Consider the following 24,103-nt stretch of genomic DNA (forward strand, 5'->3'; position numbering starts at 1 on the left):
ATATCGACGCCCCTGGAGCACTGCCGGCATGAACCTGACCAAGGTGGACCTGAACCTCTTCATCGTCTTCGACGCCATCTACACCGAGGCCAACCTGACCCGCGCCGGACAGATCGTCGGCATTACCCAGCCGGCGGTATCCAACGCCCTCGCCCGCCTGCGCGAAACCTTCAACGACCCGCTGTTCGTGCGTACCGCCCAGGGCATGGTGCCGACGCCCATGGCGCAGAACATCATCGGCCCGGTGCGCAACGCCCTGCAGCTATTGCGCGTTTCCGTACAGGAAAGCCGCACCTTCAATCCGCAGCAGGCCGGCAAGACCTATCGCATCAGCATGACCGACCTTTCCGAGCAGATTCTCCTGCCGCCCTTGTTCCAACGCCTGCGTCGACTGGCGCCGAACGTGTGCATCGAAAGTTTCCTGGCCAAGCGCCGCGAAACGACCAAGGAGCTGGCCGCCGGCCGCCTCGATTTTGCCGTCGATGCGCCGCTCAACACCGATCCTCAGGTCCGGCACGTCAAGCTGTTGGATGATCACTACGTCTGCGCCATGCGCCCCGGCCATCCGCTGGCCAAGGAAAAGATCAGCCTCGACGAGTACCTGTCGTTCTCTCATATCCATATTTCCAGCCGCCGCAGCGGTCTCGGTTACGTCGACCTGGCGTTGGGCAAGATGGGCATCCAGCGCAAGATTGCCCTGCGCTCGCAGCATTACCTGATGGCCAGCAGCGTGATGCAGCAGACCGACATGGTGATGACCGTGCCGGCGCGCTTCGCCCGGCGCCACAATCTGCACCACGTGGCGCTACCGGTCGGCGATGTACCGGCGCTGGAAACCCACCTGTACTGGCACGAAAGCACCGACCAGGACCCAGCCAACCGCTGGATGCGCGAGCAGATGATCGAACTGGCGCAGCAGGTCACCCTGCAGGAGAAGAAAGCCGAGCAAGCAGCTACCGCCTGATCGTTCGCTGCTTAACGCAAGAAGGCCCGCATCTGCGGGCCTTCTTGTCATGGCTTGATCACTCAGCGAGCGAGCTTGCCATCGACCGACAGCTTGCCGGCACCTTCGAACACCAGCGCTACGCTGATGGCCAGCAGCGCCAGGGCGAACTCGTAGCCGTTGTTGCTCATGAAGAAGCCGTTAGCCAGGTGCACGGTGAAGATCGCCACCAACATGGTCACCGCCAGCACCGCAGCCGCCGGGCGTACCAGCAGACCGATGATCAGCGCCACACCACCGAAGAACTCGGCACTCCCGGCCATCAACGCCATCAGGTACCCCGGGGCCAGGCCGATGCTTTCCATCCACTGCGCGACACCTTCCAGACCATAACCGCCAAACCAGCCGAACAGCTTCTGCGCGCCGTGGGCAGCGAAGGTGATACCGGCGACGATGCGCAAAATGGTGATGCCGAAACCTGCCTGGCTGGCAGTGATGTTTTTGATCAGATTAGACATTGCAAGGCTTCCTTTGGTGTGTGGGTTGGATGGCGCACAGAATATCCAATTTATTCGATTAAAGAACAGGAAAATACCGCTTATACAAATCGAAAAAATAGATACCTAATTGGCCGTCAGCCGCCGCCCCTGCGGCTCGAGCAAATAACGCTCACGGTCATAAGCAAGGTAGTACTTATTCACCGCATTCACATAGCTCACCACACCCATGCCCATCTGCTCCATGGCCACACGCTCGACCTGGAAGAACCACTGATTGGGATTTAAGCCCCGCCTGCGCGCTTCGGCCCGCAAACTCTGCACCCGTTGCGGGCCCAGGTTGTAACCGGCCAGGACGAAGGCCATGCGCTCTCGCTCGTTGAGCTGCGGGCTGTTGAAATAGTTGCGTCGGATCATCGCCAGGTACTTGCTGCTCGCCTGCACATTGCCATCGATGTTCTGAATGTTGCTCACTCCGACAGTGCGCGCCGCCGCCGGGGTGATCTGCATCAGCCCGGTCGCTCCGCTCGCGCCTCGCGCCGATGGGTTCAAGGTCGATTCCTTGAATGCCAGTGCTGCCAGCATCAGCCAGTCGAAGCCCTGTTGCTCGGCATGTTGCTGCAGAACCGGGCGTACCTTCTCCAGGCGCTGTCGCTCGGCGCGCCCCAACGGCGAATGCACTTTGTACAGACGGCGATAGACGCGTTGGAATGCCGCATCCTGATCGGCAGGAGACTGATAGCCGCTGAAAAAACGGTCGATGCTGGCGCGCAGCATCGGCGCGTCTGGGCGCACGAACCATTTCATATCGCCCTCACGCGCCAGGACCAGATGCTTGTCGACGCGCAATTTGGGCATCACCTTGGCCCAGCGCTCGGCTATCGGCAGCTCCACCGCGGTGCGTTCGAAGATACCGGCCTGAACCATTTCCAGCACATCTTCGACCGCCAGCGTGGGGTCGACCCACTCGACCACTATCGGTGGCAGCTTGCGGTCGGCGAGTTGCTGGTTGATGCGCCGTAGCGCTTCGCCTACGGCGCTGCCTGCCGGCAGCGACAGACTGCGCCCGGCCAGCTGCTCGAGACTGCGGTATTGCCGGTTGCCCTGCTTGGAAACCAGCACCAGTGGCACCTCCCGGCGAATCGCCGTGCTGGCACTGACATCGTGCCCGGTGCGCACGTTGAGCAGCTCACCGGGAGCGACCAGATCGCCTTCACCGCGCTGCAATGCGCCGAGCAATTGATCCTTGGCCTTGGGAATGATCTTCAGCGTGAGGTTGCGGCCATCCCGGGCGTTGCGATTGAGGTACTGCTCGAAAGCACGCAGGCGGTGGTACTCGACGCCGATGCTTTGCCCCTTGACCGAGCCGGAGCTGTTGCGACTCTGATTGACCAGTACGCGTAATTCACCACTGCTGCGGATCGCCGGCAGGTCACGAGTGCTGCGAGTCTGGGCACCGACCTCGGGCGGACCGGCCAGGCGCGCACTGACCGGCAGCGGCAGCATGGCCAGCAGACACAGGATCAGCAGCAATCGCGACATCGATTCTCCAGAAAAGGCGGTTGGCCGCCGAACCCTTGATGACCTACTGCTCGCCGATGCGCGACAGACGGCTTGACCGCGGACACGGCCCAAGGCTGGCAGGGGCGCGGAGATTGGCACAGCGGAGCGCCAGAGCGCCACCCCACAAACTTGCATCAACCTTAAAAACAGCCACCAACTTATTGTTTTAGATCGACTTCCTGACGAACGGACGGCATCTGCTATCCTGCTGCTTCGCGTTCAACAGGTGGCACCATGCAGCTCATCGATATTGCCGTCAATCTCACTCACCCCAGTCTCGCCGTGCAAGCCGAGGCTCTACTCGAGCGCGCCTACGCAGCCGGCGTGTGCCAGATGGTGCTGACCGGCACCAGTCTGAACGAAAGCGAGGCCAGCCTGGCACTTTGCCGACAGCTGGACGCCAGCGGCGAGCGCCTGTTCTGCACCGCTGGCGTCCATCCTCACGACGCCAGCACCTGGAACAACGCAAGCAGCGCATCCCTCAAGTCGCTGCTGGCGCAGCCGCAAGTGCGCGCCGTCGGAGAGTGCGGGCTGGATTTCGATCGTGACTTTTCTCCACGCCCCGCACAGGAAAAAGCGTTGGAAGAGCAGCTGGCGCTGGCCGTCGAGCTGCAGATGCCGGTGTTTCTCCACGAGCGCGAAGCCAGCCAGCGCATGCTGGAGATTCTGCGTAACTATCGCGACCAGCTGCCTGCGGCGGTGGTGCACTGCTTCACTGGCGAGCGCCGTGCGCTCTACGCCTATCTCGATCTCGACCTGCATATCGGCATCACCGGCTGGGTTTGTGACGAACGCCGCGGCACGCACCTGCACCCGCTGCTCAAGGACATCCCGGGCGAGCGTCTGATGCTGGAGACCGATGCGCCCTTCCTGCTACCGCGCAGCTTGCGGCCAAAGCCCAGGAACGGGCGTAACGAGCCGGCTTATCTCGGTGAGGTACTGCGCGAGGTGGCGCTACATCGTGCCCAGAGCGAACAGGCACTGGCAGCGCAAACCACGGCCTGCGCCCGGGCGTTCTTCAAGATGCCGGCCATACTAGAGGAAGCAGCACCGGAGTCTTGATTGACGTCAAGACTCCGGCTGTTTTCCACGGCATACTGCTGGCAAATAGCCAATAGTGAACGCAGCGAGACGGATACAACAGCATGGGCGCCTGGATCAGCGATCTTTCTCTCAAGTACAAATTCTGGGCGGTCAATGCCGTTGCCTTCGTCATCAGTCTGATGCTGGTGCTGTTCGCTCTTAACACCGAGCAGCAAGCTCGCAGCGCTGATGCCATAAGGGCCGCGGCCGAGCAGTCGCGCGTGCTGCAACAGTGGCCGCAGCGGGCGGCGCTACCCAGCGCAGCCAATGTCCAGGTGCTGCAGGGCAGCAGCTTGCCCGGCGCCCAGGGCGCGCCAGATGCCAGCGGCTGGCAAGCCATGCAGCACGACGCCTGGTTCGGCGACTCGCCGGTGATCGGTGCACAGCTCACCACCCTCAGTGATGGCCGCCGCCTGGCAGTCATCGCCCGCGCGCCCAGCCTGTTCGATCTGTTCACCCAACACGCGCTCACCTACGCCGTCGCAGTCGCCGTACTCATGCTCTTGCTGCTGGCCGCCTCGCAGCTGTTGATCCGCTTTCTGCTCAGCCATCTCAACACGCTCAAGGACGTCATGCTGCAGGCCGAACGCAGCGGCGACCTGTCTCTGCGCGTGCCGCTGGACAGCCGCGACGAGGTCGGCCAGATGGCTGCCGCGTTCAACGCCATGCAGGCCGGCTATCAGCGCGTGGTCGGTACTGTCGGCCAGGTCGCCAGTGAACTGAACAGCGGTACCCGCGACATGGCCGAGCGCATGGGTGCCGTGCGCCAGGGCATGCTCAGCCAGCAGAGCGAAACCGATCAGGCTGCCACCGCGATCAACGAGATGTCGGCAACGGTTCAGCATATCGCCGATCACGCCGGCACCACCCGCGACCAGTCACGCAACGCCGATCAGCTGGCGCGCGCGGGTCAGCAGGTGGTCGAACGTGTCGAACAGTCCATCGCAGCGCTGTCACGCGGCGTGCAACAAAGTGCCGGCAGCATCGAGCGTCTGGCTGAAGACAGCCAGCACATCAGCCGCGTGGTCGGTGTGATCCACGGCATCGCCGAACAGACCAATCTGCTCGCCCTCAATGCCGCCATCGAGGCCGCCCGCGCGGGTGAAATGGGCCGCGGTTTCGCCGTGGTCGCCGACGAAGTGCGCAATCTGGCCAAGCGCGTGCAGGACTCCACCGACGAAATCACCCAAATGATCGGCAACCTGCAGGGCGGTACCCGTGACGCCGTTGAATTCATGCGCGAAAGCTCGGAGAGTGCCAACCACTGCGTGCAACTGGCACAGGAAGCCGGCGAGTCGCTGGCGGCGATCACCGCCGCCGTGGCGCTGATGCGCGACAGCAATACGCAGATCGCCGTGGCCGCCACTCAGCAGAGCCAGGTCGCCGAGGAGATGAGCCGCTCGGTGGTCGGCATCCGCGACGTGACCGAGCAAACGGTCGGTCAGACCCTGGAATCGGCCGCTACCAGCCAGCAACTGGCGCAGCTGGCAGGCGAACTGAACAAGGCGATCGGTCAACTGCGCCTGTAATCGGCACGGCCCCGGATGAAGCTATCTGCCCCATAGTCAGGGGCAATTCGCCGCGCGGCGATGAGGGTCCTAGACTCGATCCATCGAGTCGAGGACCGCATCATGAGCAAACGTCATCCCAACCTGCTGGCCTGGCAATGGCGCCACTACGCCGACCAGCACAAGCATCCCGCCAATCTGCTGCTGCACCTGATAGCCGTACCGCTGTTTCTGCTGTCGCTGGGGCTGCTGCTGATCGGGCTGTGGCAACTGAGGTTCGTGCCTCTGGTACTGGGCATCATCGGCCTGATAGCCGCCCTGGCGCTGCAGGCGCATGGCCACCGCCTGGAGCAGCAGTCACCCGAGCCCTTCAGCGGCAAACGCGACGCAGTGAAACGCCTGCTGCTGGAGCAGTGCGTGACCTTCCCGAGGTTTCTGTTCAGCGGTGGCTGGTGGCAGGCCTGGCGCAAGCGCAAGTAACCGGCGATGGCTGTCGAATAGCAGCCCTGCGGGCCGTCAGGGCTCCGAGTCAGCCAAACACCGTCACGGTCTGCCGGCTCAGCGCGATCAACTTGCCTGCCGGGCTCCACATTGCCGCCGCTACGTGGCCGTAGCCATCGCGAGCATGCTCGATATCCGCGCGATACAGGCACCAGTCCTCGCTGCTGAGGCTTTGCAGGGGCTGAACGAACTCGATGGTCCAGGTCAGCGAACTGCCCGGCGCCGGGCTCTTCAGATGCGGGAGCACCGCCGGTGGCCAGGCGTCGACCAGAGCCAGTAAATGCGCCTCACTGAGCGTCTGCGCCTCGCTCTCCCCGCGCAGGCGCACCCACCCGCCCATCTGCCGTGACCGATTGTTGGTAAATGGCATGCCGCCAATTGCCCAGCGCATGGCCAGAAAGCGAGTGAACTCAGGTGTCACGTTACGCACGTAGGGCAGTTCCTGGCACTGTTCGACCGGCGCGATCTGCGGCGCAGCCAGTGCCTCCACGGTAATTGACGAAGAGCGCGACGCACCGAAGCTGCCCTGCACCACAGTCACCACCTGACCATCCTGCACCGCGCGTAGCAGCATCTGGCTGACCGCTTTACCTTCACGCAGCACTTCAGCCTGGAAGCTGACCGGCACATCCGACGCCACCGGACCGACGAAGGTGATCGCCAGCGAGCGCACCGGGCGCCCGTCGGGCACCTTGGCACGCATCGCCTCGAACGCCAGCGCGGCCACCAGACCACCGAAGCTGGCGCGCCCCTGCCCCCACTCGGCCGGAATCACCACGGTATCGGGATCGCGGCGCACCGCTTCGAGCATTTCGGAAAAGATCATACGCACCTCAGGACTCAACGATGGCAACGATCTTAGGGGATGGCGGCGACTGTACGATAGCCCGCGGGCACGCCGATTCGGCCATATGGCCGGCTAGAATCGCGTACTGTCCTTGCAGGGAAAATCGCCATACAGCGCCAGCAAGGCATCGTCGGCACGCTTTTCGGCAGCGTGCTGCGCCTGCAGCCAGGCGTCCCGACAGGGACTCAGCGACATCAGCGCTTCGGCCTGCGCCAGCCATTGCAGGTGGTCGTGCCAATCACCCAGGGCGCTTTGCGCACGCTTGAGCCGCTGTTGCGCCGCCTTGCTCAGACGACTCTGCGCCGGATAGGTCTCAGCGCCATAGCGCACGCGCTTGATCAACAACCGCAGGCGATGGCGGTCATGCGCAGGATCGCGCAATGCGTGGGCCAGCTTGCGTTGTTGGCGCCTCAGACGGCGACGAATACGCCTGTCCAGATCGCGCAGCTGGCCTTGCCTGGCAGCTTCACGCCAACTCATTGGCCAGGCGTCGAGCAACAGCATCAGATCTGCAAACTCACCGCTGCGTGCAATCGCCACATATCCCAGGGCGCGCTGGGTCTCATCGCTCGGCGCCAGATGCGCCAAGCCGAGACGCGGCAGTTCGGCTGCCAGTACTTCACGATCACGCAGTGGCCCGCTGAGTCGTCCCAATACCGCCGCGCCCTGCTCCAGAGCATCGACGGTCGCCAGGCCGCGCAACGGCCGCAAAAGACTGCGCAGCTGGCGCAGGGCGATGCGCAGATCGTGCAGCGCCTCGGCGTCGGTGCAGTCAGTCAGCCGCGCCTGGCAGGCGTAAAGACGTACCTGCAGGGCCAGGACGCGCTCCAGGCAATGCTCGATGAAATCGCTCATGCTCGCTCCCCTCGAAGTCGATACGCCAAACTAACAGCCAGACCATCCCTTCATACAAGTGACCAATGGTCACTAACGCGACAAGCGCCAGGGCAACGCCTTGCGCAAATCGCTCAATGCTCGCAGCAAGGCGGCACGCGACGCAGGCTTGCCGGCATAACGCTGTTGCTCGAAGCAGCGCGCGAATGCCTCGATCTGCGCCGCCTGCTCCGGCAACCGCCGCGACGCACGCGAGGCGAAGGAGCGCACGCCCTCGCCCGCTTCCCGTCGTATGTCATGGCGCGCCAGCAGGCGCTCGAACTTGCGAAAGGCCTGACGCTGCGGGTCGGCGCGCTGCTGCCAGGGCTTGAGCAACCACAGGGCCAGCAGCCCCAGCAACAATCCACCCGTGCCCACCAGGGCCAAGGCCAGCCGCTGCCAGTCAAGGCTGCCGAACCAGTTCTGCAGCAGTTTCAACTGTTGCTCGCCCTGATAACCCAGCACCCAGCGCTGCCAACCGTAATTGAGATTCTCCCAGCTCATGCGCAACTGGTTGAGCCAGGCCAGTTCGCGGTAACGCAAAGGCGAGAACGGCTGGTCGTCGAGAAAGCCATCTTCCTCGGTCAGGGCCTCTTCCAAACCCTGCTCGATGCGCTCGGGAGCGACCTGGAAGGTGGGATCGACGCTGCGCCAGCCCTTCCCGGGTTGCCAGTACTCGACCCAGGCATGGGCGTCGAACTGGCGCACTTGGATGTAATTGCCGTTGGGATTGAGCTCACCGCCCTGGTACCCGGCGACGACCCGCGCAGGGATGCCCGCCGCACGCAAGACGAAGGTCATCGCGCCGGCGTAGTGGGCGCAGAAACCGCGCCGTGTGTCGAACAGAAACTCATCGATGCTGTCACGCCCCAGCGGCTGCGGACGCAACGTATAAACATAGGGCTCGCGATTGAAATGCCGCAGCACTGCCGCCACCAATGCATCGCTCTGCGGGTACTGCGCCTTCAACTCGGCCGCCCAGGCACGGCTACGCGGGTCACCCCGCTCGGGCAGCTGCAGCGCCTGGCGCAGGCCAGGCGGCTCGGCCTGAGCCTCACGCGCGGCATTTGGCCAGGAGCGCACCTGGTAAAGCAGAGGCCGATCCACCGGGCGCAGCCGCTGCCAACGGAAGTCACTCATCATGCGCCCGTTTTCCTGAGCCATCTCGCCCACATCCAGGGCGAACAGCCAGCGCTTGCCACTGGGCTGCATGATGATGCTGTAATCCAGCGGTTCGCCGGCCTTGCTCCACTGCGGCGCTACTGGCACATCAGCGTAAGTGGACTGCGACCAGCGCCGGCCATCGAAGCGCTCCAGCGTCAGTGCCCGCCAGTACAGCTGCACGCGCGGCGGTACTTCGCCCTCGAAGCTGGCACGAAAGGCCAACGCCGAAGAGCGGCTAAGTTCGGCGATATCGCCTGGCTCCATGCTGTCCGACAGACCGGTGACGCCCTTGTCGCTCGGTAGCGGCAGCGACCACAGCGGCCCCATGCGCGGGAAGAACACGAACAGCAGCACCATCAGCGGTATGGCCTGGAGCATCAGGCTTGCGGCCAGGCGCAGGGTCGGCCAGGGGCGCTCGGCGAAGCCGCTGTGCTGCAGACCGACCAGCGCAGCCAGTAGCGCAGTCACCGGTAACAGGCTGTAGAGCGCGGCCAGGATGCCATCCTCGAACAGGTAGGCGGTCACCACGCAGAAGAAGCCGAGGAAGATCACCACCAGCGCGTCACGCCGTGTGCGCATCTCCAGCAATTTGAGGGTGAAGGTGGCGATCAGCAGCACCGTCGCCGCATCCAGCCCCACCAAGGTGCCGCGCGACAGCAGGATACCGGCCAACACCAACAGCACCAGGCCACCCTTGGCCCAGCCATTGGGATAGCGCGCACGCATGCGGAAGATCTGCACGCGCCAACCTGCAGCGCCGAGCCACAGCGCGATCATCCACAGCGGCAGATGAACCAGGTGCGGCAGGATCACCAGCACCTGCGCGACCAGTAGCCAGATCAGGGCGACGCGCGGAATCCCCGGCAGACTGCTCATGAGTGCCCTCCGAACAGCGCCAGGGCACGCAGACAGGCCTCACGATGGCCGTCGCCGTAATCCGGGGCGATCACCTGTCCCGGCAGTTGCAGACCGAATGCCTGCTGCCGCTCGGAAAACTGCAGCACCCAGTGGCAGAGCAGCGACAGGCGCATTTCGCTGTCGCCACCCAGGCTGTCGAAGTCCAGCCACAGATCACGCCCGCTTAGCATGGCGAAATCCTTGACCAACAGGCCCTGACCACGCGAGTAGGCCTTCCAGTCCAGGCGCCGCTTCGAGTCACCCGGCTGATATTCGCGCAGCCCCTGAAAATCGTCGGCGCCCTGACCACGGGCCCGCATGCCCTCTTCCTCCTCCTCGTCACCCAGGCCCGCCGACAACGGCAGATCGCCTTCCAGCGGCCGCGGATAAACCAGCACTGCCTGGTCCAGGTCGACCCAGCTCCAGGCCACCAGCAAACCCAGGGGAAAGCGACTTTCCACCCGCATACGCTCGGGCCGTAGCCAGCCCCGCCGGGCGGCGGGAAGATTCAGATCCACTTCGGTCTGGCCTTCACGCGGTACATCGCGCATCACCAGCTCTGCCGGCGGCCAGCCAAGCGCGATGGCCTGATGCTCGCGCTCGCGGCTTTCCAGACGTACGCGAAAACGCGCCTGCTCACCGACGAATACCGCCCCGCCGCCACCCGCCTTGAGCACCAGCCCGGCCAGGTTGCGGTAGGTATGCAGGATGGTCACGACGAATACCGACATCAGCAGAAAGGTCAGACCATAGGCCAGACTGTTCTGGTAATTGATGCCCACCAGCAACATCAGCAGCAGCGCCACGGCGAAGGCCGCGCCCACCCGGCTGGGCAGAATGAAGATGCGCCGCTGATTCAGGCGCACGCTGGCTGCCGGCGGAATGCGCCTGGCCAGCCAACGGCGCCAGAGCGGTTTCAGCGCTGCGCGCATCAGAGTGCCGGCACTTCGCGCAGCAGCCATTGCACCAGACTGCCCCCGCCATGGCCGGTGGGATCGGCGCGCTCGCGCAAGCGGTGGCCGACTACCGAGGGCAGCACTGCCTGTACGTCCTCGGGAATCACGTAATCGCGCTCTGCCAGCAGCGCCCAGGCCCGGGCCGCGGCCAGCAGCGCCAGGCTGGCACGTGGCGACAGACCCCAGGCGAACTGCGGCTGGCTGCGCGTCGCCTCGACCAGACGCAGTACGTAATCAACCAGCGCATCGCTGGCGCGCACCTGGGGCACCGCCGCCTGCAGGCGCGCCAGTTCGGCATGGTCGAGAATCGGCTCGATGCGCGGCAGCAGGTCGCGCCGGGCGTCGCCGAGCAGCAAGGCGCGCTCGGCGGCCTGGGCCGGATACCCGAGCGACAGACGCATGAGAAAGCGGTCGAGCTGAGACTCGGGCAAGGCGAAGGTGCCACCGCTGCTGACCGGGTTCTGCGTGGCGATGACGAAGAACGGCTCGGGCAGCGGGCGGGTTGCGCCCTCGATGGTCACCTGCCCTTCCTCCATGGCTTCGAGCAACGCGCTCTGGCTCTTCGGTGTGGCGCGATTGATCTCGTCCGCCAGCACCAGCTCGGCGAAGATCGGCCCGGGATGAAAGACGAACTGGCCGCTGTCCTTGTCGAACACCGAGGTGCCGAGGACATCGCCAGGCAACAGGTCGGAGGTGAATTGGATACGCTGGAAGCTCAGTCCCAGCACGCGCGCCAGGGCATGGCTGAGAGTGGTCTTGCCCATGCCGGGCAGGTCTTCGATCAGCAGGTGACCCCGCGCCAGCAGGCAAGTCAGCGCCAGACGCACCTGTGTCTCTTTACCCAGCAGCACCTGATTGACCGAGTCGAGACAGGCATCGAGTTTGCTTCGCATCGTTCGCTCCTTATGCAGAACGTCGATGCTACTGGGGCGCCGGCATGCGGCATAGCGCCAAGTAATCTTTGCTCACGAAACTGTGAGACTGACCGCTATGCCAGTCGGAATTGCCCCGCCATGCCCTGCAGCTCGCGCCCCAGTTCGGCCAGCTGGATACTCGACGCGGCGGTTTCGTCCATCGCCGTGGCCGACTGATCGGCGATATCGCGGATCGAGGTAACGCTGCGGTTGATTTCCTCGGCTACGGCGGTCTGCTGCTCGGCCGCAGCAGCGATCTGCTGGTTCATCTCCGAGATCAGGTTCACCGCCTCCGCAATGGCCGCCAAGGCACCCTCGGTCTGATTGGCATCGCCAACGGTCAGGCTCACCAGGCTGGCGCTCTGCTCCATATCGGTCACGGCGCGGCGGCTGCCTTCTCGCAGGGCCGCGATCAGCGACTCGATTTCCGCGGTGGATTGCTGGGTACGTTTGGCCAGCGCACGCACCTCATCGGCGACCACCGCGAAACCGCGCCCCTGTTCACCGGCGCGCGCGGCCTCGATGGCCGCGTTGAGCGCGAGCAGGTTGGTCTGTTCGGCGACGCTCTTGATCACATCGAGCACCGCATCGATGCGCTGGGTATCCTGGCTCAGGCGCTGGATGCTCTGCGTGGTGGCCTCCATCGCACTGGCCAACTGCTCGATGCGTTGCAGGGTCTGACGCACCACCTGACTGCCGGCGTCGACACGCTGGTCGGCCTGCTCGGTGGAAGCAGCTGCTGCTTCGGCATTACGCGCGACCTCATGCACGGTGGCAGTCATCTGGCTCATGGCGGTGGCGACCTGATCGGTCTCCAGCTTCTGACCGTTTACTCCCTGGCGCGTCTGCTCGGCCGTTGCCGAAAGCGTCTGGGCAGAACTGGATATCTGCGCCACACCGCCCTGCAGGCGGCCGACCATCTCCCGCAGGTTGCCGGCCATGCGCTGCATGGCCGAGAGCAGCTGGCCGATCTCGTCGCGCCGATCCTGTTCGATGTGCACACTGAGGTCGCCGGCAGCGACGGATTCGGCCAGGCCGATCACCCGCTTGAGCGGGCGCACGATGGCCAGGCTGATCAGGATCGCCGCGCCAAGGCCGAACAGCAGCGCCAGGGCCGCGGCCGCGATGATCAGGCCGCTGCTGGCCTGGCGCTCGGCATGCATGGCCTGGCGCTGGGTGTCCAGAGCCAGATCGACACGCTGCAACAGCTGTTCGATCTGAGCGACCAGTTGCCCATAGACCTGCTTTTGCTGCTGCAACTGGCCGGCGTATTCCTTGAGTCGCTCGTTGAAGGAGTCGACGTTGACCACCACCTCGCCGAGCACGGCGGCATAACCGGGATCATTCAACTCATCGCGTAACTCGGCAGCCAGGGCCTGTGCCTCGCCAGCCTGGGCAATTTCGCTCTGTTCTTCGCCATCGCCGCGTCGGCTGGCCTCCAGACGCTGGCGGGCCTGATCCAGCGCCTGCAGCAGCAACTGGTGAATCTTGCCGACCTTGCCGGCCTGCAATACCGAATCGCCGCCCTGCTCGCCCTGGGAACTCTTGAGCAGGTCGACGCCGTCTTCGGACAGTCCTTCCTGCAGCAGATCCAGGCTATTGGCGGCGCTGACCACCAGCCAGTCGGCGGCCTGCAGCGACAGCTGCATGTTGTCGGTGAGTTCGACGTAGCGGGCGAAGGCGCTGCGATAGTCGGCCAGAGCAGGTTCGACCTGCGCCATGACCGCGGCCGTGTCGCTATCCAGCTCGGCCTGCAGGGCCTGGCCGGCCTGCAGAATCGCCTCGGCCTGCTGCGCCAGGCGCTCGGCATGCTGCTTGTCGCCACTCAGGGCAAACGCCTGTTCGCTCTGGCGCATGCGCAGTACCTGCTCGCCAAGGGCGCTCATGCGCTGCTGCAATTCGGCGCCGGCGCTGACCTCGCGCAACGCCAGCAGACCGGTTGCGGCCACCAGAGCGGTCAGAATCAACACCAGAGCAAACCCCAGCATCAGCTTGCTGGCCGTACCCAGACTGGCCAAGCGCTTGCCCAATGAGCCACCCATGACATCCCCCTGCCTACCGCAGCCAGCCCCAGTTCTGGAACATAGGAGCGCAATGCTACTGGCGACAAGCCAGCAAGCAGCAAGATGGCCGGAACAGCTAAATAGGTGTCGCTTTCAGAACGGATTCAGGGACGTTGCATCTGAAACAGGTCCCGCGTACGGCAATAGGCGCTGCCGCCCAGACGTCCGATCAGATCGAGCTTGAACGGGTCGAGACGCCCCTGCTCGTTGAGCACGGCATCGTCGATATGTGCCAGCAGTACCTCGGCAAAGATCAGGTGGCAGTTGGGCTGCTGGGCAGGATAAGGCTGAATCTGCGCCACCCGGCATTCGAACATCACCGGGGCACCGACGACACGCGGCACGTCGATGCGCTCGCACGGCTGACTGGCGATGGCGCAGTGGGCGAACTCGCTGACCTCATGAGGCAGGATCGCGGCGCTGGCGTTCATCGCTTCGGCCTGGGCGAAGCTGACCAGCTGAATCGCCAGTTCGCCGCTGGCCTGGGCATTGCGCAGGCTGTCCTTGAGGCTGCCATCGTCGCGAGTGCTGACGTTGATCAGCAGGGTCGGCGGGTTGTCACTGATCACCTGAAAGAAACTGAACGGCGCCAGGTTGGCCACCCCGTCGGCTGAACGGGTCGAAACCCAGGCGATGGGACGCGGGGTGACGCTGGCTGCCAGCCAGCGATAAGCCTCGAGCGGACTCAGATCGGTGAAATCCAGCTGCATCAACGCCCCGCTCGCGATTCGCGGATATAAAAACGCGCACGTTCGGCTTTGCTCACGCAGCCTTCATAGGCTTCGAACTGCTGCTGGGTCTTGGCGGCGGTCAGCAGCGAGAATGCCTTGGAATAGCTGACGGTACCGGCGAAGCCTTCGGCTTCGGCGATGCTCAGCTCTTTCCAGGCAGCGTCCAGCTGATTGGCGCAGGTCTCGCGGTAAACGGTCTTGCCGGCACAGCCGGTGAGCGCCACCGCAAGCAGCGGCAAACAGATCCAGTGTTTCATCGACCACACTCCTCGGAGGGATAGGACTACGGGTTGGCCCAGACTATGACGCTTCGACAGAGCGAAAGTGCCTGACTCAACCGCCGTTTCGCTTACGCAAATATTCCACCACAGCCTGCTGCTCGCCAGCGAATTCGATACGCCCGGATTTGCTCTCGCGCTGGAATACGTACATGGGATCGTAGTACTCCACCAGCAAGGCTTCGATCCAGCCTCGGTGGGTATCCACCTGACCATCGCGCGCTTGCTCCTCAAGCGCCTGATCCATGATCGCGGCCAGGCGCTGGTAACGCTCGCCGCCCAGACGACGGGTGATGTTGGCCAGACTCTCGCGAAGGCGCGCGGCGAAGGCGCTGAACCCCTGCGCCTCACCCTGAACCGCGACGAACTCGGCGCACAGCTCTACCACATAGGCCTGGAGAATACGCTCCACGCGATTGGCCACGCTGTCTTCCAGCCACACCAGCGGGTAGTGCTGCATGGCCTGGAACAGCGGCAACGGCAAGGAACAACGGCCGATCAGGCGCGCCTCGTCCTCCAGTACGAACTGCTGCTGCCCCTTGGCGCGGCGTTTGAGCAGGTCGATGGACAGAACGTTCTCGAAATCGATCTGCGCCGGCTGGGCGCTGGCGCGTTTGCCGAAACTGGAGCCGCGATGATTGGCATGAGCTTCCAGATCCACGGCATTGTCGAGCTGCCCCAGGACCTCGGTCTTGCCGGTGCCGGTCATGCCACCTACCAGCACGAAATCGCACTCCTGCACCGCCTGTTCGGCGGTATGCAGAAGGAAGTTGCGCATCGCCTTGTAACCGCCGACCACGCGCGGATAGTCGATACCCGCCTCGCTTTTCAGCCACTGCTGGACGATCTGCGAACGCAGACCGCCGCGGAAGCAGTACAGATAACCGTCGGGATTGGCCCTGGCAAAGGCCGCCCAGGCCTCGATGCGCTCGGCCTTGGTACGGCCGCTGACCAACTGATGTCCGAGTTCGATGGCCGCCTGTTGGCCGTGCTGCTTGTAGCACGTCCCCACCTTCTGCCGCTCGATATCGTTCATCAGAGGCAGATTGACCACCCCCGGGAAGGCGCCCTTGATGAACTCGACGGGCGCCCGGGCATCCATCATCGGCCGGTCGTGCAGAAACAGATCGCGGTAGTCGGTGCAGTTGTCCCGCATCAGAGCACCTCGACCGCGTAACGCTGTCGCTCGACCATCTCGCCGATAGGCGCCAGCTGCAGCCCCAGCTCGGCGGCCACGGATAGAAACTCGGTCTCGCCTTCCGGCGCCACGGCAATCAGCAGGCCACCGCTGGTCTGCGGGTCGCATAGCAGCAGCTTGGCCAGCTCCGGCACTGGCGCGATCCTGTCACCGTAACTGTCGAAGTTGCGCAAGGTGCCGCCGGGCACGCAGCCCTGCTCAAGGTAATGCTCGACGCTGTCCAGACGCGGCACGCGAGCGAACTCGACACGCGCGCTCAGGCCGCTGCCATCGGCCATTTCCACCAGGTGGCCGAGCAGGCCGAAGCCGGTCACGTCGGTCATCGCGCGCACGCCGGCGAGCTTGCCGAAGCGGCTGCCGGGCTTGTTCAGGGTGCACATCCAGTCACGCGCCAGGCCGATATCCGCACTGCGCAGCTTGGCCTTCTTTTCCGCCGTGGTGAGGATGCCGATGCCCAGCGGTTTGGTCAGGTAAAGCCTGCAGCCGGCCGTGGCGGTGTCGTTGCGTTTCATATTGGCCTTGCTCACCAGGCCGGTCACGGCCAGGCCGAAAATCGGTTCCGGCGCATCGATCGAGTGCCCCCCAGCCAGCGGGATGCCGGCTTCGTCGCACACGGCGCGGCCGCCGCGGATCACTTCGCGGGCCACTTCCGGCGCCAGTACGTTGACCGGCCAGCCGAGGATGGCGATGGCCATCAGCGGATCGCCGCCCATGGCGTAGATGTCGCTGATGGCATTGGTCGCGGCGATACGGCCGAAATCGTAGGGGTCATCGACGATCGGCATGAAGAAGTCGGTGGTGGAAACCACGCCGCGCTCTTCATCGATGGCGTAGACCGCGGCGTCATCGCGCGAGGCATTGCCGACCCAGAGTTTGGGATCGAGATTCTGTGCGCCGCTGCCGGCGAGGATCACTTCGAGCACCTTCGGCGAAATCTTGCAGCCGCAACCGGCGCCGTGGCTGTATTGGGTCAAACGAATGGGTTCGCTCATGGTTTCACTCTCACCGCGATGACTGGCGGCGGATTCTAGCAAAGACTGCCTTGGCTCCGCTTCGCTGCCCGAGTAAGGTCGAAGCTCGACAGGGGGAGAACCGCGAATGAGCAAGAAAGTGGCACTGGTGCTGGGGTCGGGCGGCGCGCGCGGTTATGCGCACATTGGCGTGATCGAGGAGTTGCAGGCACGCGGTTACGAAATCGGTTGCATCGCCGGCTGCTCGATGGGCGCGGTGGTCGGCGGTATCTTCGCTGCCGGCAAGTTGCGCGAATACCGTGAATGGACGGAGAGCCTGGATTATCTCGATGTGCTGCGCCTGCTCGACGTCAGTTTCCGCCTCGGCGCCATCCGTGGCGAGCGGGTGTTCGGGCGGATTCAGGAAATCGTCGGCGAGGTGGATATCGAAAACCTGAACATTCCCTTCACCGCCGTCGCCACCGACCTGACCAACCAGCAGGAAATCTGGTTCCAGGAAGGTTGTCTGCATCAGGCGATGCGCGCTTCGGCGGCGATTCCCAGCCTGTTCACGCCAGTCATTCAGGGCAAGCGCATGCTGGTCGACGGCGGCTTGCTCAATCCGCTGCCGATCGTGCCGGTGGTTTCCAGCCACTGCGACCTGATCATCGCGGTCAATCTCAACGCCACCAACCAGAACCACTACCAGTTGCCGGTGATCGAGCGTCCAGCCGCGCTCAAGGGCCGCATCGACCAGTTGATGACCTCGCTCGGCTCTCGCCTGCCGAGCTTTCGCCGCAAGAGCGAGGACGAGGCCCTGCTGCTTGCCGAGGAGCAACGACTCGCCGATGACGTCAGCCCGGCCGCAGCGCCAAGTCGCAAGGACGATCAGGAAGCCACGCCGAAGTCTGCCAGCGGCTCGCGGGTCGCCGAGTTCAGTGGGCCGGCGTCATTGCTGGAGCTGGTCAACCAGAGCTTCGAGGTGATGCAGACCTCGCTGGCGCAATACAAGATCGCCGGCTACCCACCGGACATACTGATCAACGTGCCCAAGCGCGCCTGCCGCTTCTTCGAGTTCTACAAGGCGCCGGAGTTGATCATGCTGGGTAGGCAGATCGCCCGCGATACCCTCGACAAGTACGAAAATGAACGCGGCTGATCAGCCGCGTGGTTCCTCGCCTGGCAGGGGTTTGTCCACCACGGCCTCGGACGGTGGCGTCTTGTTCGCGACCCAGTCGCTGAGCAGGCTGTAGGCCACCGCCAGCAAGGTCGGGCCGAGAAACAGGCCCATGAAGCCGAAGGCCAGGATGCCGCCGAACACGCCCAGCAGCACCACCACCAGCGGCAGGTTGCCGCCACGGCTGATCAGGTAGGGTTTGAGGATGTTGTCCACGCCACTGATGATGAAGAAGCCCCAGATGCCCAGGAAGATCGCCATGCCGATCTCCCCCTGCCACACCAGCCAGGCGACCGCCGGGCCCCAGATCAGCGGCGGAATCATGATGAAGCTGAAGGCGAAGGTCAGCAGGCCGAGCACCAGCGCGCCCGGCACGCCGGCGATGACGAAGCCGATGTAAGCCAGCACGGCTTGCGCTGCGGCGGTTCCGATCACACCGTTGACCACACGCTGCACGGTGCCGGCGACCAGTTCCAGATAATGATCGGCACGCTCGCCGATCAGCCGTTCCAGCAGGCTGTGCACGAACACCGCCAGGCGCGGTCCGTCACGGTAGAAGAAGAACACCAGCACCAGGCTCAGGGCCAGCTCGACCATGCCCGCACCGATCTTCGCGCTGCGCGCCACCAGCCAGTTGCCAACCTGCCCCAGATAGGGACGCAGGGTATCGAAGAAGGCCGCGCCCTGCTGGTCGATGGTGCGCCACAGCTCCACCAGGCGATCGCCAATCAGCGGAATGCTGGCCAACCAGCTGGGCGGTGGCGGCAGGCCTTCCACCTGCAGGTCTCTGATCAGGGCATTGGCGTCCTTGATGTGATCGGCCAGGTTGAAACCCAGCCACACCAGCGGCACCGCCACCATGACCACCCAGACGCCGGTCAGGATGCCCGCCGCCAGCGACAGGCGACCATTGAGTAAATGCGTCAGCAGGCGCATCAGCGGCCAGCTGGCGAAGGCCAGCACGGCAGCCCAGAACAGCGCCGACCAGAATGGCGCCAGCACCCAGAGGCTGGCTGCCAGCAAGCCGAGCAGGAGAATCTGTACCAGCAGACGATCATTGGTGGCCATCGAGCGAAACTCCCTTCGACGAAACGACAGAGCGCCCTTGCGGGCGCTCTGCTACGGGCAATTGCGGATGCTAGCTTAACGCAACAGACGCACGCTCAGTGCCTCCTCGGCACCCTCACCCAACTCCAGGCGCGCTTCGCGCACGCGCTGCTCGATCAGCGCCTCACGCCAGGCTTCGGCCTGGCTGCCGGCCAGGGTTACGCGCAGGGTGCTGTCGAGGTTCAGGCTGCGTGCCAGCACCTCCACCCAGGCGCTGTCGGCCTTGGCATCATCGGGCAGCTTCAACTGGCCATCGGTGCGCAGCTGACGCAGCAGGGTCGCAGGGGTCGGCAGCAAGCCCCCCAGAGGCGCTTCGGCGTCCAGCTGCTCGACGTGCAGGTAGGCACGGCGGTTGCCGCGGGTAATGCTGTAGAGCGCCAGCAGGCTTTCATGATTCGGTTCGGCCAGGCGCAACAGCGCATAGGCTTGCTGATCATCGGAGCCATACAACGTGGCATTGCCGAACACCGCATTGGCCCATAGGTTGCTCGCACCGCACTCGCGCCCATGGCACCAGTAGAGCAGTTCGGCTCCCTGTTCCAACAGCGTTTCCCGCGCCGCGGTGAATACCTGATCGGCGCTGTGGGTGCGCGGTAATTCATAGGTCACTGCGCTGTGCTGGCCCTGCACGAGAATCTCCCGCTCGTAGCGCAAGCGCCCGCTGATGCGGCGAACCGAACCCTGCGGATAAATACGCTCGACGTCGGACGCCTGCTTGAACGCAACGATCTGGCTGGCAGGGAAACGCGGCAGCACTTCAAGATCACGGCTACCAGGTAAGTCGGCCGCCAGTACGGTACCGCTGCAGAAGGTGGCCAGCGCTGCGCACAACAGCTTCACGCGCACCGTCATCGAGAAGATCCTTGTGCAGGCGAGATTGCGAAGCAGTGGGTGGCGTGGTTGAACGGGTCGATCATGCGATCCTCCATGGCAGACCGCCACACCTTTCCCCAGGGCCGCAGGCAAGTCAAGGAATGCGCAGGAATGGATTGAAACAATCCGCTACACGTTGCGCGCCCGCGTCGTCATCCAGGTGCAGATGATGGCCACCCGGCAGACGATGCATCTCGAACGGCAGACCCTGCAGCAGCGCCTGCACTGCAGGCTGCGCCCCCATCATGCCCTGCTCGGCCACCACCAGACTGACCGGGCACTGCAGCGCATGCACGAACGCCTTGGCATGCGCCCAGCTCAGACGCAGCGGCGACGGCAGCGTCAGGCGACTGTCGGTACGCCAGGTGTAACCGCCCGGCACCGGCATCAGGCCACGCTGGGCCAACAGCTCGGCCGCCTCACGGCTGACGGCACCGACACCTTTCATCCGCGCCTCGACGGCGCGCGCCATCTCGGCATACACCGGCTTGCGCTTGTCACTGAGCGACTGCCTGGCGCGCAATGCCTCACCGAGTTTGGCTGGTGCCTGCTCGGCTTCACCGGTATAGGGCACCAGGCCGTCGATCAGCGCCAGGCGCGCGATCCGCTCGGGCATCGCGCCGGCCAGCAACACCGCAGTGATCGCGCCCATGGAATGACCGAGGATGGAAAATCGCTGCCAGCCAAACTGCTCGGCGACCTGCAGCACATCGAAGGCGTAGTCCCATAGCGCATAGCCGGCGCCGGCCGAACGGTGATCGGAGTGGCCATGGCCGGCAAAATCCAGCGCGACGATACGCAGCCCCTCCAGCTTGGGCGCCAGGCGCGCGAAACTCGCTGCGTTATCCAGCCAACCGTGCAGGGCCAGCACCGGCAAACCCTCCTCCGGCCCGTAGAGATGCGCCGCCAGTTCGATATGCGGCAAGCTCAGACGAACTTCCTCGAAACCTGCGTTCATGCGCTTTGCTCCTTATTGGTGCCCCAACGGCTGAATAGCTGACGCAGCAGCTCGGCGGTGGGCTGCGGGCGCTCCAGCGGAAACATGTGACCACCCGGTAGATGATGGTATTCGGCTCGCGGCATGCGCTTGAGCAGACGCGCATGATGCGGCAGTACGACGCGGCTGTGGCGCCCCCGTACCATGGCCAGCGGTACGGCAAGCTGCTGCGGCCGGCCCGGCGCGGTGTGCGGCACACTGCGATAGATGCTGATTTCGGTGGCAGGATCGAACTTCAAACGCAAACCCTGCGCTCCCGCCTGCAGACCGTGGCTGACATAAGCATCCAGACATTCGGGATCGAAACGCCGGAACAGGCTCTTGCCGGCAAAATAATCACGCGCTTCGAGCAGGTCGGTAAACGCTTCACGGCGCCCCAGCGTACGCCCGGCCGGGGTAATGCGATCGATGAAGCCGAAGCGCTTGGCGGCACGGATCACCATACGGTCGGCCAGGGTCAGCACGGGTGAATCGAGCATCACCACGCCGCGGTACAGCTCGGGGCGGAGCAAGGCTGCGTGATAGTGCAACACACCGCCGAGCGAATGACCGACGCCCCAGACAGGCTCGTCACCACCCTCGAGATGATGAATCAGCTCATCGACCAGATTCGACCAGTTATCATTCACCGGAAAACGCGGGTCGTGGCCATGCTGCTCGAGGTGCTGCACCTGAAAATCCGGTGCCAGCGCAGCGAACAGCTTGCCGTAGGTGGCGGACGGAAAGCCGTTGGCATGGGCGAAGAAGATCGGCTGCGGCATGCATCAAACTCGAAAGACCAATATCCCGAGATTCTCCGGCAGCCGCCGGCATGCGGCAATGACCGTAACTGCCATTGATGGCGGCGCAACGGTCAGCGCTATAACACGAGCCTGCCGACGATGCTCACGGCTACCAGCAGGAACACCAGGCCGCAGACGAAGTCGATGGTCGGCGCCACCTGCAGCAGCCGCTGACGCATCAGCGGGCGGCTCAGGGTCATGCCGAGCAGGCCGAACCAGAACAGACTGAGGCCGAACAACAGCGCCGCACAGGCGACCTTGCCGGGCAGCGACATGTCGGCCGGCACCAGGCTGCTAAGCAGCGCCAGGAAGAACACCAGTGCCTTGGGGTTGCCCAGATTGGTCAATACACCGCGTAGCCATGGGCCGAACAGCGAAGGCGTCAGTTCGCCATCCAGAGGCCTGGGGCTGGCACTGCCACGCCACCAGGCACGCACCGCGCCAATGCCCAGCCAACCCAGATAGAGTGCACCGCCAACCTGCACCAGGTCGAACAGCCACTCGGTGCGGCTAAGTAGCAAGGCCACGCCGCTGAGCACCAGCGTGCCATGCAGGAGAATGCCGCAGGCCAGGCCTAATGCGCTGAGCAGACCCGCACGCTGGCCCTGATGCAGGGAAGTACGTACCACCAGCGCCACATCGGGGCCGGGACTCACAAGGGCCACCGCGAACACGGCAGCCAGCGACAGCAAGACGGACGTCTCCTGCATGACGATCTCCAGGAAATTGAAGGATGGAAGGTGCGGCTGAATCAGCCCTGGCGCAGTCGCGCCGGCGGCAGGCCGTAGGTGCGGCGGAATAACCGCGAGAAGTGCGCCTGGTCATAGAAGCCCAGGCGCAGCGCGATCTCGCTCAGGGGCTGTCCTGCCAGCACCAGCGGCAATGCCCGCTGCAGGCGCAGCTGGGTCAGCCATTGATGCGGCGGCAGGCCGGTGTGCTGGCGAAAACGCCGCAGCGCCTGCCACGGGCTCATGGCGCAGAACGCAGCGATCTCCTCCAGCGAGGGCGGATGGTCCAGGCGACTTTCCAGCCAGTCGCGCAGCCGCTGCCAGGTGCGCTGATCGAAAACGCGATGCGGCTCGCTGACGCGCAAGGTCGAGCCCATTTCCAGCAGACGGGCCAGCGCCTGCCAGAGCGCCTCTTCCTGAGCCAGCTGCGACCCTCCCAGCATCGCTGCATGAAAATGCTGCAGGTGCTGCGACAGCAGAGGATGGCGCAAGCTGCTGGTGGTCAGCCTCGGCGCCCCCTGGCGGCCATCGCTCAGGGTTCGACTGGCTTCATCCAGCCAGAACGGGTCGAAGGCCAGCACCCGAATGCGGTAACTCTCGCCGTCCAGACAGGCGCCGTCATGAATCCCTTCCGGCGCCATCAGCAGCACATCCCCTGCCCCGACATGCCGACGCTCACCGCCATAGGCGTAGCGATGCTGCCCCTGAATCAGCAGGCCGACGTGGTACTCCAGGTGAAAGTGCCGGGGAAAGGCGAAGCGGCTGTATTGCGCGTCGATCAGGCGAACGCCGGGCAAGCTGCTCTGGATGTGAGTGATCTGGTCCATGGCGCGTACTGTAGCGCCATGCAGCAGGCAAATCTTGGATGAAATTGCAGATCATATAGCCTGGTCAAAGGCTAGCGAGCTAGCGCCAGGCAAGGCGAACCAGGCGGAAAAGCGCAGTTTACAAGTGTAAATGAGCATTTGAGGCTAGTTTCAACGCAGTATGGCCGGCGCGCAGCAGCCTTTGCTCTCAAAGCTTCGGCGGTTGCTCGCCCAAGGGCACTATGGCCATGGTCAGCCGTGAAATGCAGCTGGGCTTGCCGTCGTCGCCGCTGAGCCGAATATCCCAGACGTGCGTGGTACGTCCCAGATGCACCGGCCGCGCCACGGCATGCACGCGCCCGCTGCGCAAACCGCGCAGATGGTTGGCATTGACCTCCAGACCGACGCAATAAAAGCGACTGCTGTCGATGCACAGGTAGCTGGCGGTGGAGCCGAGGGTTTCCGCCAAAACCACCGAGGCGCCGCCGTGCAGCAGACCGTAAGGCTGATGAGTGCGCGAGTCGATCACCATGCTGGCACTGAGCGATTCGTCGTCGAAGGCTTCGAAACGGATGTCCAGCACCTCGCCGATGCTGTTGTTGAGCGTGGCGTTGAGCGCCGCGAGATCGGGGGTTCGTTGCCAGAGAGCCATGGACCTTTTCCTTGA

24 protein-coding genes and 1 pseudogene are annotated in these 24,103 nt (G+C 64.2%); 5 read left to right on the plus strand and 20 right to left on the minus strand.

What is annotated here, in order from left to right; translation table 11 throughout:
• Positions 1 to 28 precede the first annotated feature (28 nt).
• Positions 29 to 964: a LysR family transcriptional regulator gene (locus tag DXK50_RS20500; protein ID WP_161867814.1), complete on the plus strand. Its 936-nt coding sequence runs from the start codon at positions 29 to 31 to the stop codon at positions 962 to 964.
• Positions 965 to 1,026: 62 nt separating this feature from the next.
• On the opposite strand, the gene DXK50_RS20505 is transcribed toward DXK50_RS20500, so the two are convergent.
• Both DXK50_RS20505 and DXK50_RS20510 read right to left on the minus strand, forming a co-directional pair.
• Positions 1,027 to 1,461, minus strand: a complete 435-nt coding sequence (locus DXK50_RS20505; RefSeq protein WP_161867813.1) for a DoxX family protein — start codon at positions 1,459 to 1,461, stop codon at positions 1,027 to 1,029.
• Between the two features lie 105 nt (positions 1,462 to 1,566).
• Positions 1,567 to 2,982 (minus strand): MltF family protein, encoded by a 1,416-nt coding sequence (locus tag DXK50_RS20510; RefSeq protein WP_161867812.1) that lies wholly within the window; start codon positions 2,980 to 2,982, stop codon positions 1,567 to 1,569.
• A 255-nt stretch (positions 2,983 to 3,237) separates the two neighbouring features.
• On the opposite strand from DXK50_RS20510, the gene DXK50_RS20515 reads away from it, so the two are divergent.
• From DXK50_RS20515 to DXK50_RS20525, 3 genes are all read left to right on the plus strand, one after another.
• Positions 3,238 to 4,065, plus strand: a complete 828-nt coding sequence (locus DXK50_RS20515; RefSeq protein ID WP_212631565.1) for a TatD family hydrolase — start codon at positions 3,238 to 3,240, stop codon at positions 4,063 to 4,065.
• Positions 4,066 to 4,148: 83 nt separating this feature from the next.
• A complete protein-coding gene (locus tag DXK50_RS20520) occupies positions 4,149 to 5,615 on the plus strand; it encodes a methyl-accepting chemotaxis protein (protein ID WP_212631566.1) in 1,467 nt (488 codons plus the stop codon).
• 102 nt (positions 5,616 to 5,717) lie between these two features.
• A complete protein-coding gene (locus DXK50_RS20525) occupies positions 5,718 to 6,074 on the plus strand; it encodes an Mpo1-like protein (RefSeq protein ID WP_212631567.1) in 357 nt (118 codons plus the stop codon).
• A 49-nt stretch (positions 6,075 to 6,123) separates the two neighbouring features.
• Here DXK50_RS20525 and DXK50_RS20530 read toward each other — a convergent pair whose 3' ends face one another.
• The 11 genes and pseudogenes from DXK50_RS20530 to selD all read right to left on the minus strand — a co-directional run bounded on the left by DXK50_RS20530 (position 6,124) and on the right by selD (position 17,008).
• Positions 6,124 to 6,921 carry an acyl-CoA thioesterase gene (locus tag DXK50_RS20530; protein WP_212631568.1) on the minus strand — a complete coding sequence of 266 codons (798 nt, stop codon included), beginning with the start codon at positions 6,919 to 6,921 and terminating at the stop codon, positions 6,124 to 6,126.
• Between the two features lie 93 nt (positions 6,922 to 7,014).
• Complete coding sequence (locus DXK50_RS20535) at positions 7,015 to 7,797, minus strand: CHAD domain-containing protein (RefSeq protein ID WP_212631569.1); 783 nt, start codon at positions 7,795 to 7,797, stop codon at positions 7,015 to 7,017.
• 72 nt (positions 7,798 to 7,869) lie between these two features.
• Complete coding sequence (locus DXK50_RS20540) at positions 7,870 to 9,855, minus strand: transglutaminase TgpA family protein (RefSeq protein WP_212631570.1); 1,986 nt, start codon at positions 9,853 to 9,855, stop codon at positions 7,870 to 7,872.
• A complete protein-coding gene (locus DXK50_RS20545; RefSeq protein WP_249186951.1) occupies positions 9,852 to 10,808 on the minus strand; it encodes a DUF58 domain-containing protein in 957 nt (318 codons plus the stop codon). The genes DXK50_RS20540 and DXK50_RS20545 overlap by 4 nt, the downstream gene beginning before the upstream one ends.
• Positions 10,808 to 11,725 carry an AAA family ATPase gene (locus DXK50_RS20550; RefSeq protein WP_212631572.1) on the minus strand — a complete coding sequence of 306 codons (918 nt, stop codon included), beginning with the start codon at positions 11,723 to 11,725 and terminating at the stop codon, positions 10,808 to 10,810. The genes DXK50_RS20545 and DXK50_RS20550 overlap by 1 nt, the downstream gene beginning before the upstream one ends.
• A 95-nt stretch (positions 11,726 to 11,820) precedes the next feature.
• Positions 11,821 to 12,696, minus strand: a complete 876-nt coding sequence (locus DXK50_RS25575) for a methyl-accepting chemotaxis protein (RefSeq protein WP_461818887.1) — start codon at positions 12,694 to 12,696, stop codon at positions 11,821 to 11,823.
• Positions 12,679 to 13,788 (minus strand): annotated as a pseudogene (locus DXK50_RS25580) (HAMP domain-containing protein); the annotation flags it as partial. The gene DXK50_RS25575 and the pseudogene DXK50_RS25580, both read right to left, overlap by 18 nt.
• 125 nt (positions 13,789 to 13,913) lie before the next feature.
• Complete coding sequence (locus tag DXK50_RS20560) at positions 13,914 to 14,519, minus strand: flavin reductase family protein (protein WP_212631574.1); 606 nt, start codon at positions 14,517 to 14,519, stop codon at positions 13,914 to 13,916.
• A complete protein-coding gene (locus DXK50_RS20565) occupies positions 14,519 to 14,797 on the minus strand; it encodes a hypothetical protein (RefSeq protein WP_161868011.1) in 279 nt (92 codons plus the stop codon). Before DXK50_RS20565 ends, DXK50_RS20560 begins: the two co-directional genes overlap by 1 nt.
• Positions 14,798 to 14,873: 76 nt before the next feature.
• Positions 14,874 to 15,974 (minus strand): tRNA 2-selenouridine(34) synthase MnmH, encoded by a 1,101-nt coding sequence (gene mnmH / locus DXK50_RS20570; RefSeq protein ID WP_212631575.1) that lies wholly within the window; start codon positions 15,972 to 15,974, stop codon positions 14,874 to 14,876.
• A complete protein-coding gene (gene selD / locus DXK50_RS20575; protein WP_212631576.1) occupies positions 15,974 to 17,008 on the minus strand; it encodes a selenide, water dikinase SelD in 1,035 nt (344 codons plus the stop codon). The genes mnmH and selD overlap by 1 nt, the downstream gene beginning before the upstream one ends.
• Positions 17,009 to 17,114: 106 nt before the next feature.
• Here selD and DXK50_RS20580 point away from each other — a divergent pair, with 106 nt between their 5' ends.
• Positions 17,115 to 18,125, plus strand: coding sequence for a patatin-like phospholipase family protein (locus DXK50_RS20580; protein WP_212631577.1), 1,011 nt, complete (start codon positions 17,115 to 17,117; stop codon positions 18,123 to 18,125).
• On the opposite strand, the gene DXK50_RS20585 is transcribed toward DXK50_RS20580, so the two are convergent.
• The 7 genes from DXK50_RS20585 to DXK50_RS20615 all read right to left on the minus strand — a co-directional run bounded on the left by DXK50_RS20585 (position 18,126) and on the right by DXK50_RS20615 (position 24,088).
• The gene (locus tag DXK50_RS20585; protein ID WP_212631578.1) at positions 18,126 to 19,211 is read right to left on the minus strand and encodes an AI-2E family transporter; all 1,086 of its coding nucleotides are present in this window, start codon (positions 19,209 to 19,211) and stop codon (positions 18,126 to 18,128) included.
• A 75-nt stretch (positions 19,212 to 19,286) separates the two neighbouring features.
• On the minus strand, positions 19,287 to 20,102 hold the full coding sequence (locus DXK50_RS20590) for a DUF4892 domain-containing protein (RefSeq protein ID WP_212631579.1): 816 nt from the start codon (positions 20,100 to 20,102) through the stop codon (positions 19,287 to 19,289).
• Positions 20,103 to 20,217: 115 nt separating this feature from the next.
• Positions 20,218 to 21,081 carry an alpha/beta hydrolase gene (locus DXK50_RS20595; protein ID WP_212631580.1) on the minus strand — a complete coding sequence of 288 codons (864 nt, stop codon included), beginning with the start codon at positions 21,079 to 21,081 and terminating at the stop codon, positions 20,218 to 20,220.
• Positions 21,078 to 21,881, minus strand: coding sequence for an alpha/beta fold hydrolase (locus DXK50_RS20600; protein WP_212631581.1), 804 nt, complete (start codon positions 21,879 to 21,881; stop codon positions 21,078 to 21,080). The genes DXK50_RS20595 and DXK50_RS20600 overlap by 4 nt, the downstream gene beginning before the upstream one ends.
• A 98-nt stretch (positions 21,882 to 21,979) precedes the next feature.
• The gene (locus DXK50_RS20605; RefSeq protein WP_212631582.1) at positions 21,980 to 22,612 is read right to left on the minus strand and encodes a LysE family translocator; all 633 of its coding nucleotides are present in this window, start codon (positions 22,610 to 22,612) and stop codon (positions 21,980 to 21,982) included.
• A gap of 41 nt (positions 22,613 to 22,653) precedes the next feature.
• Entirely contained in the window at positions 22,654 to 23,457 is an 804-nt protein-coding gene (locus DXK50_RS20610; RefSeq protein ID WP_212631583.1) for an AraC family transcriptional regulator, read from the minus strand.
• Between the two features lie 187 nt (positions 23,458 to 23,644).
• A complete protein-coding gene (locus DXK50_RS20615; protein ID WP_212631584.1) occupies positions 23,645 to 24,088 on the minus strand; it encodes a hotdog fold thioesterase in 444 nt (147 codons plus the stop codon).
• Positions 24,089 to 24,103 lie beyond the last annotated feature (15 nt).

It is taken from the genome of Pseudomonas sp. KB-10, from assembly GCF_018221585.1.
In the GTDB taxonomy this organism is placed as follows: domain Bacteria; phylum Pseudomonadota; class Gammaproteobacteria; order Pseudomonadales; family Pseudomonadaceae; genus Aquipseudomonas; species Aquipseudomonas yangonensis.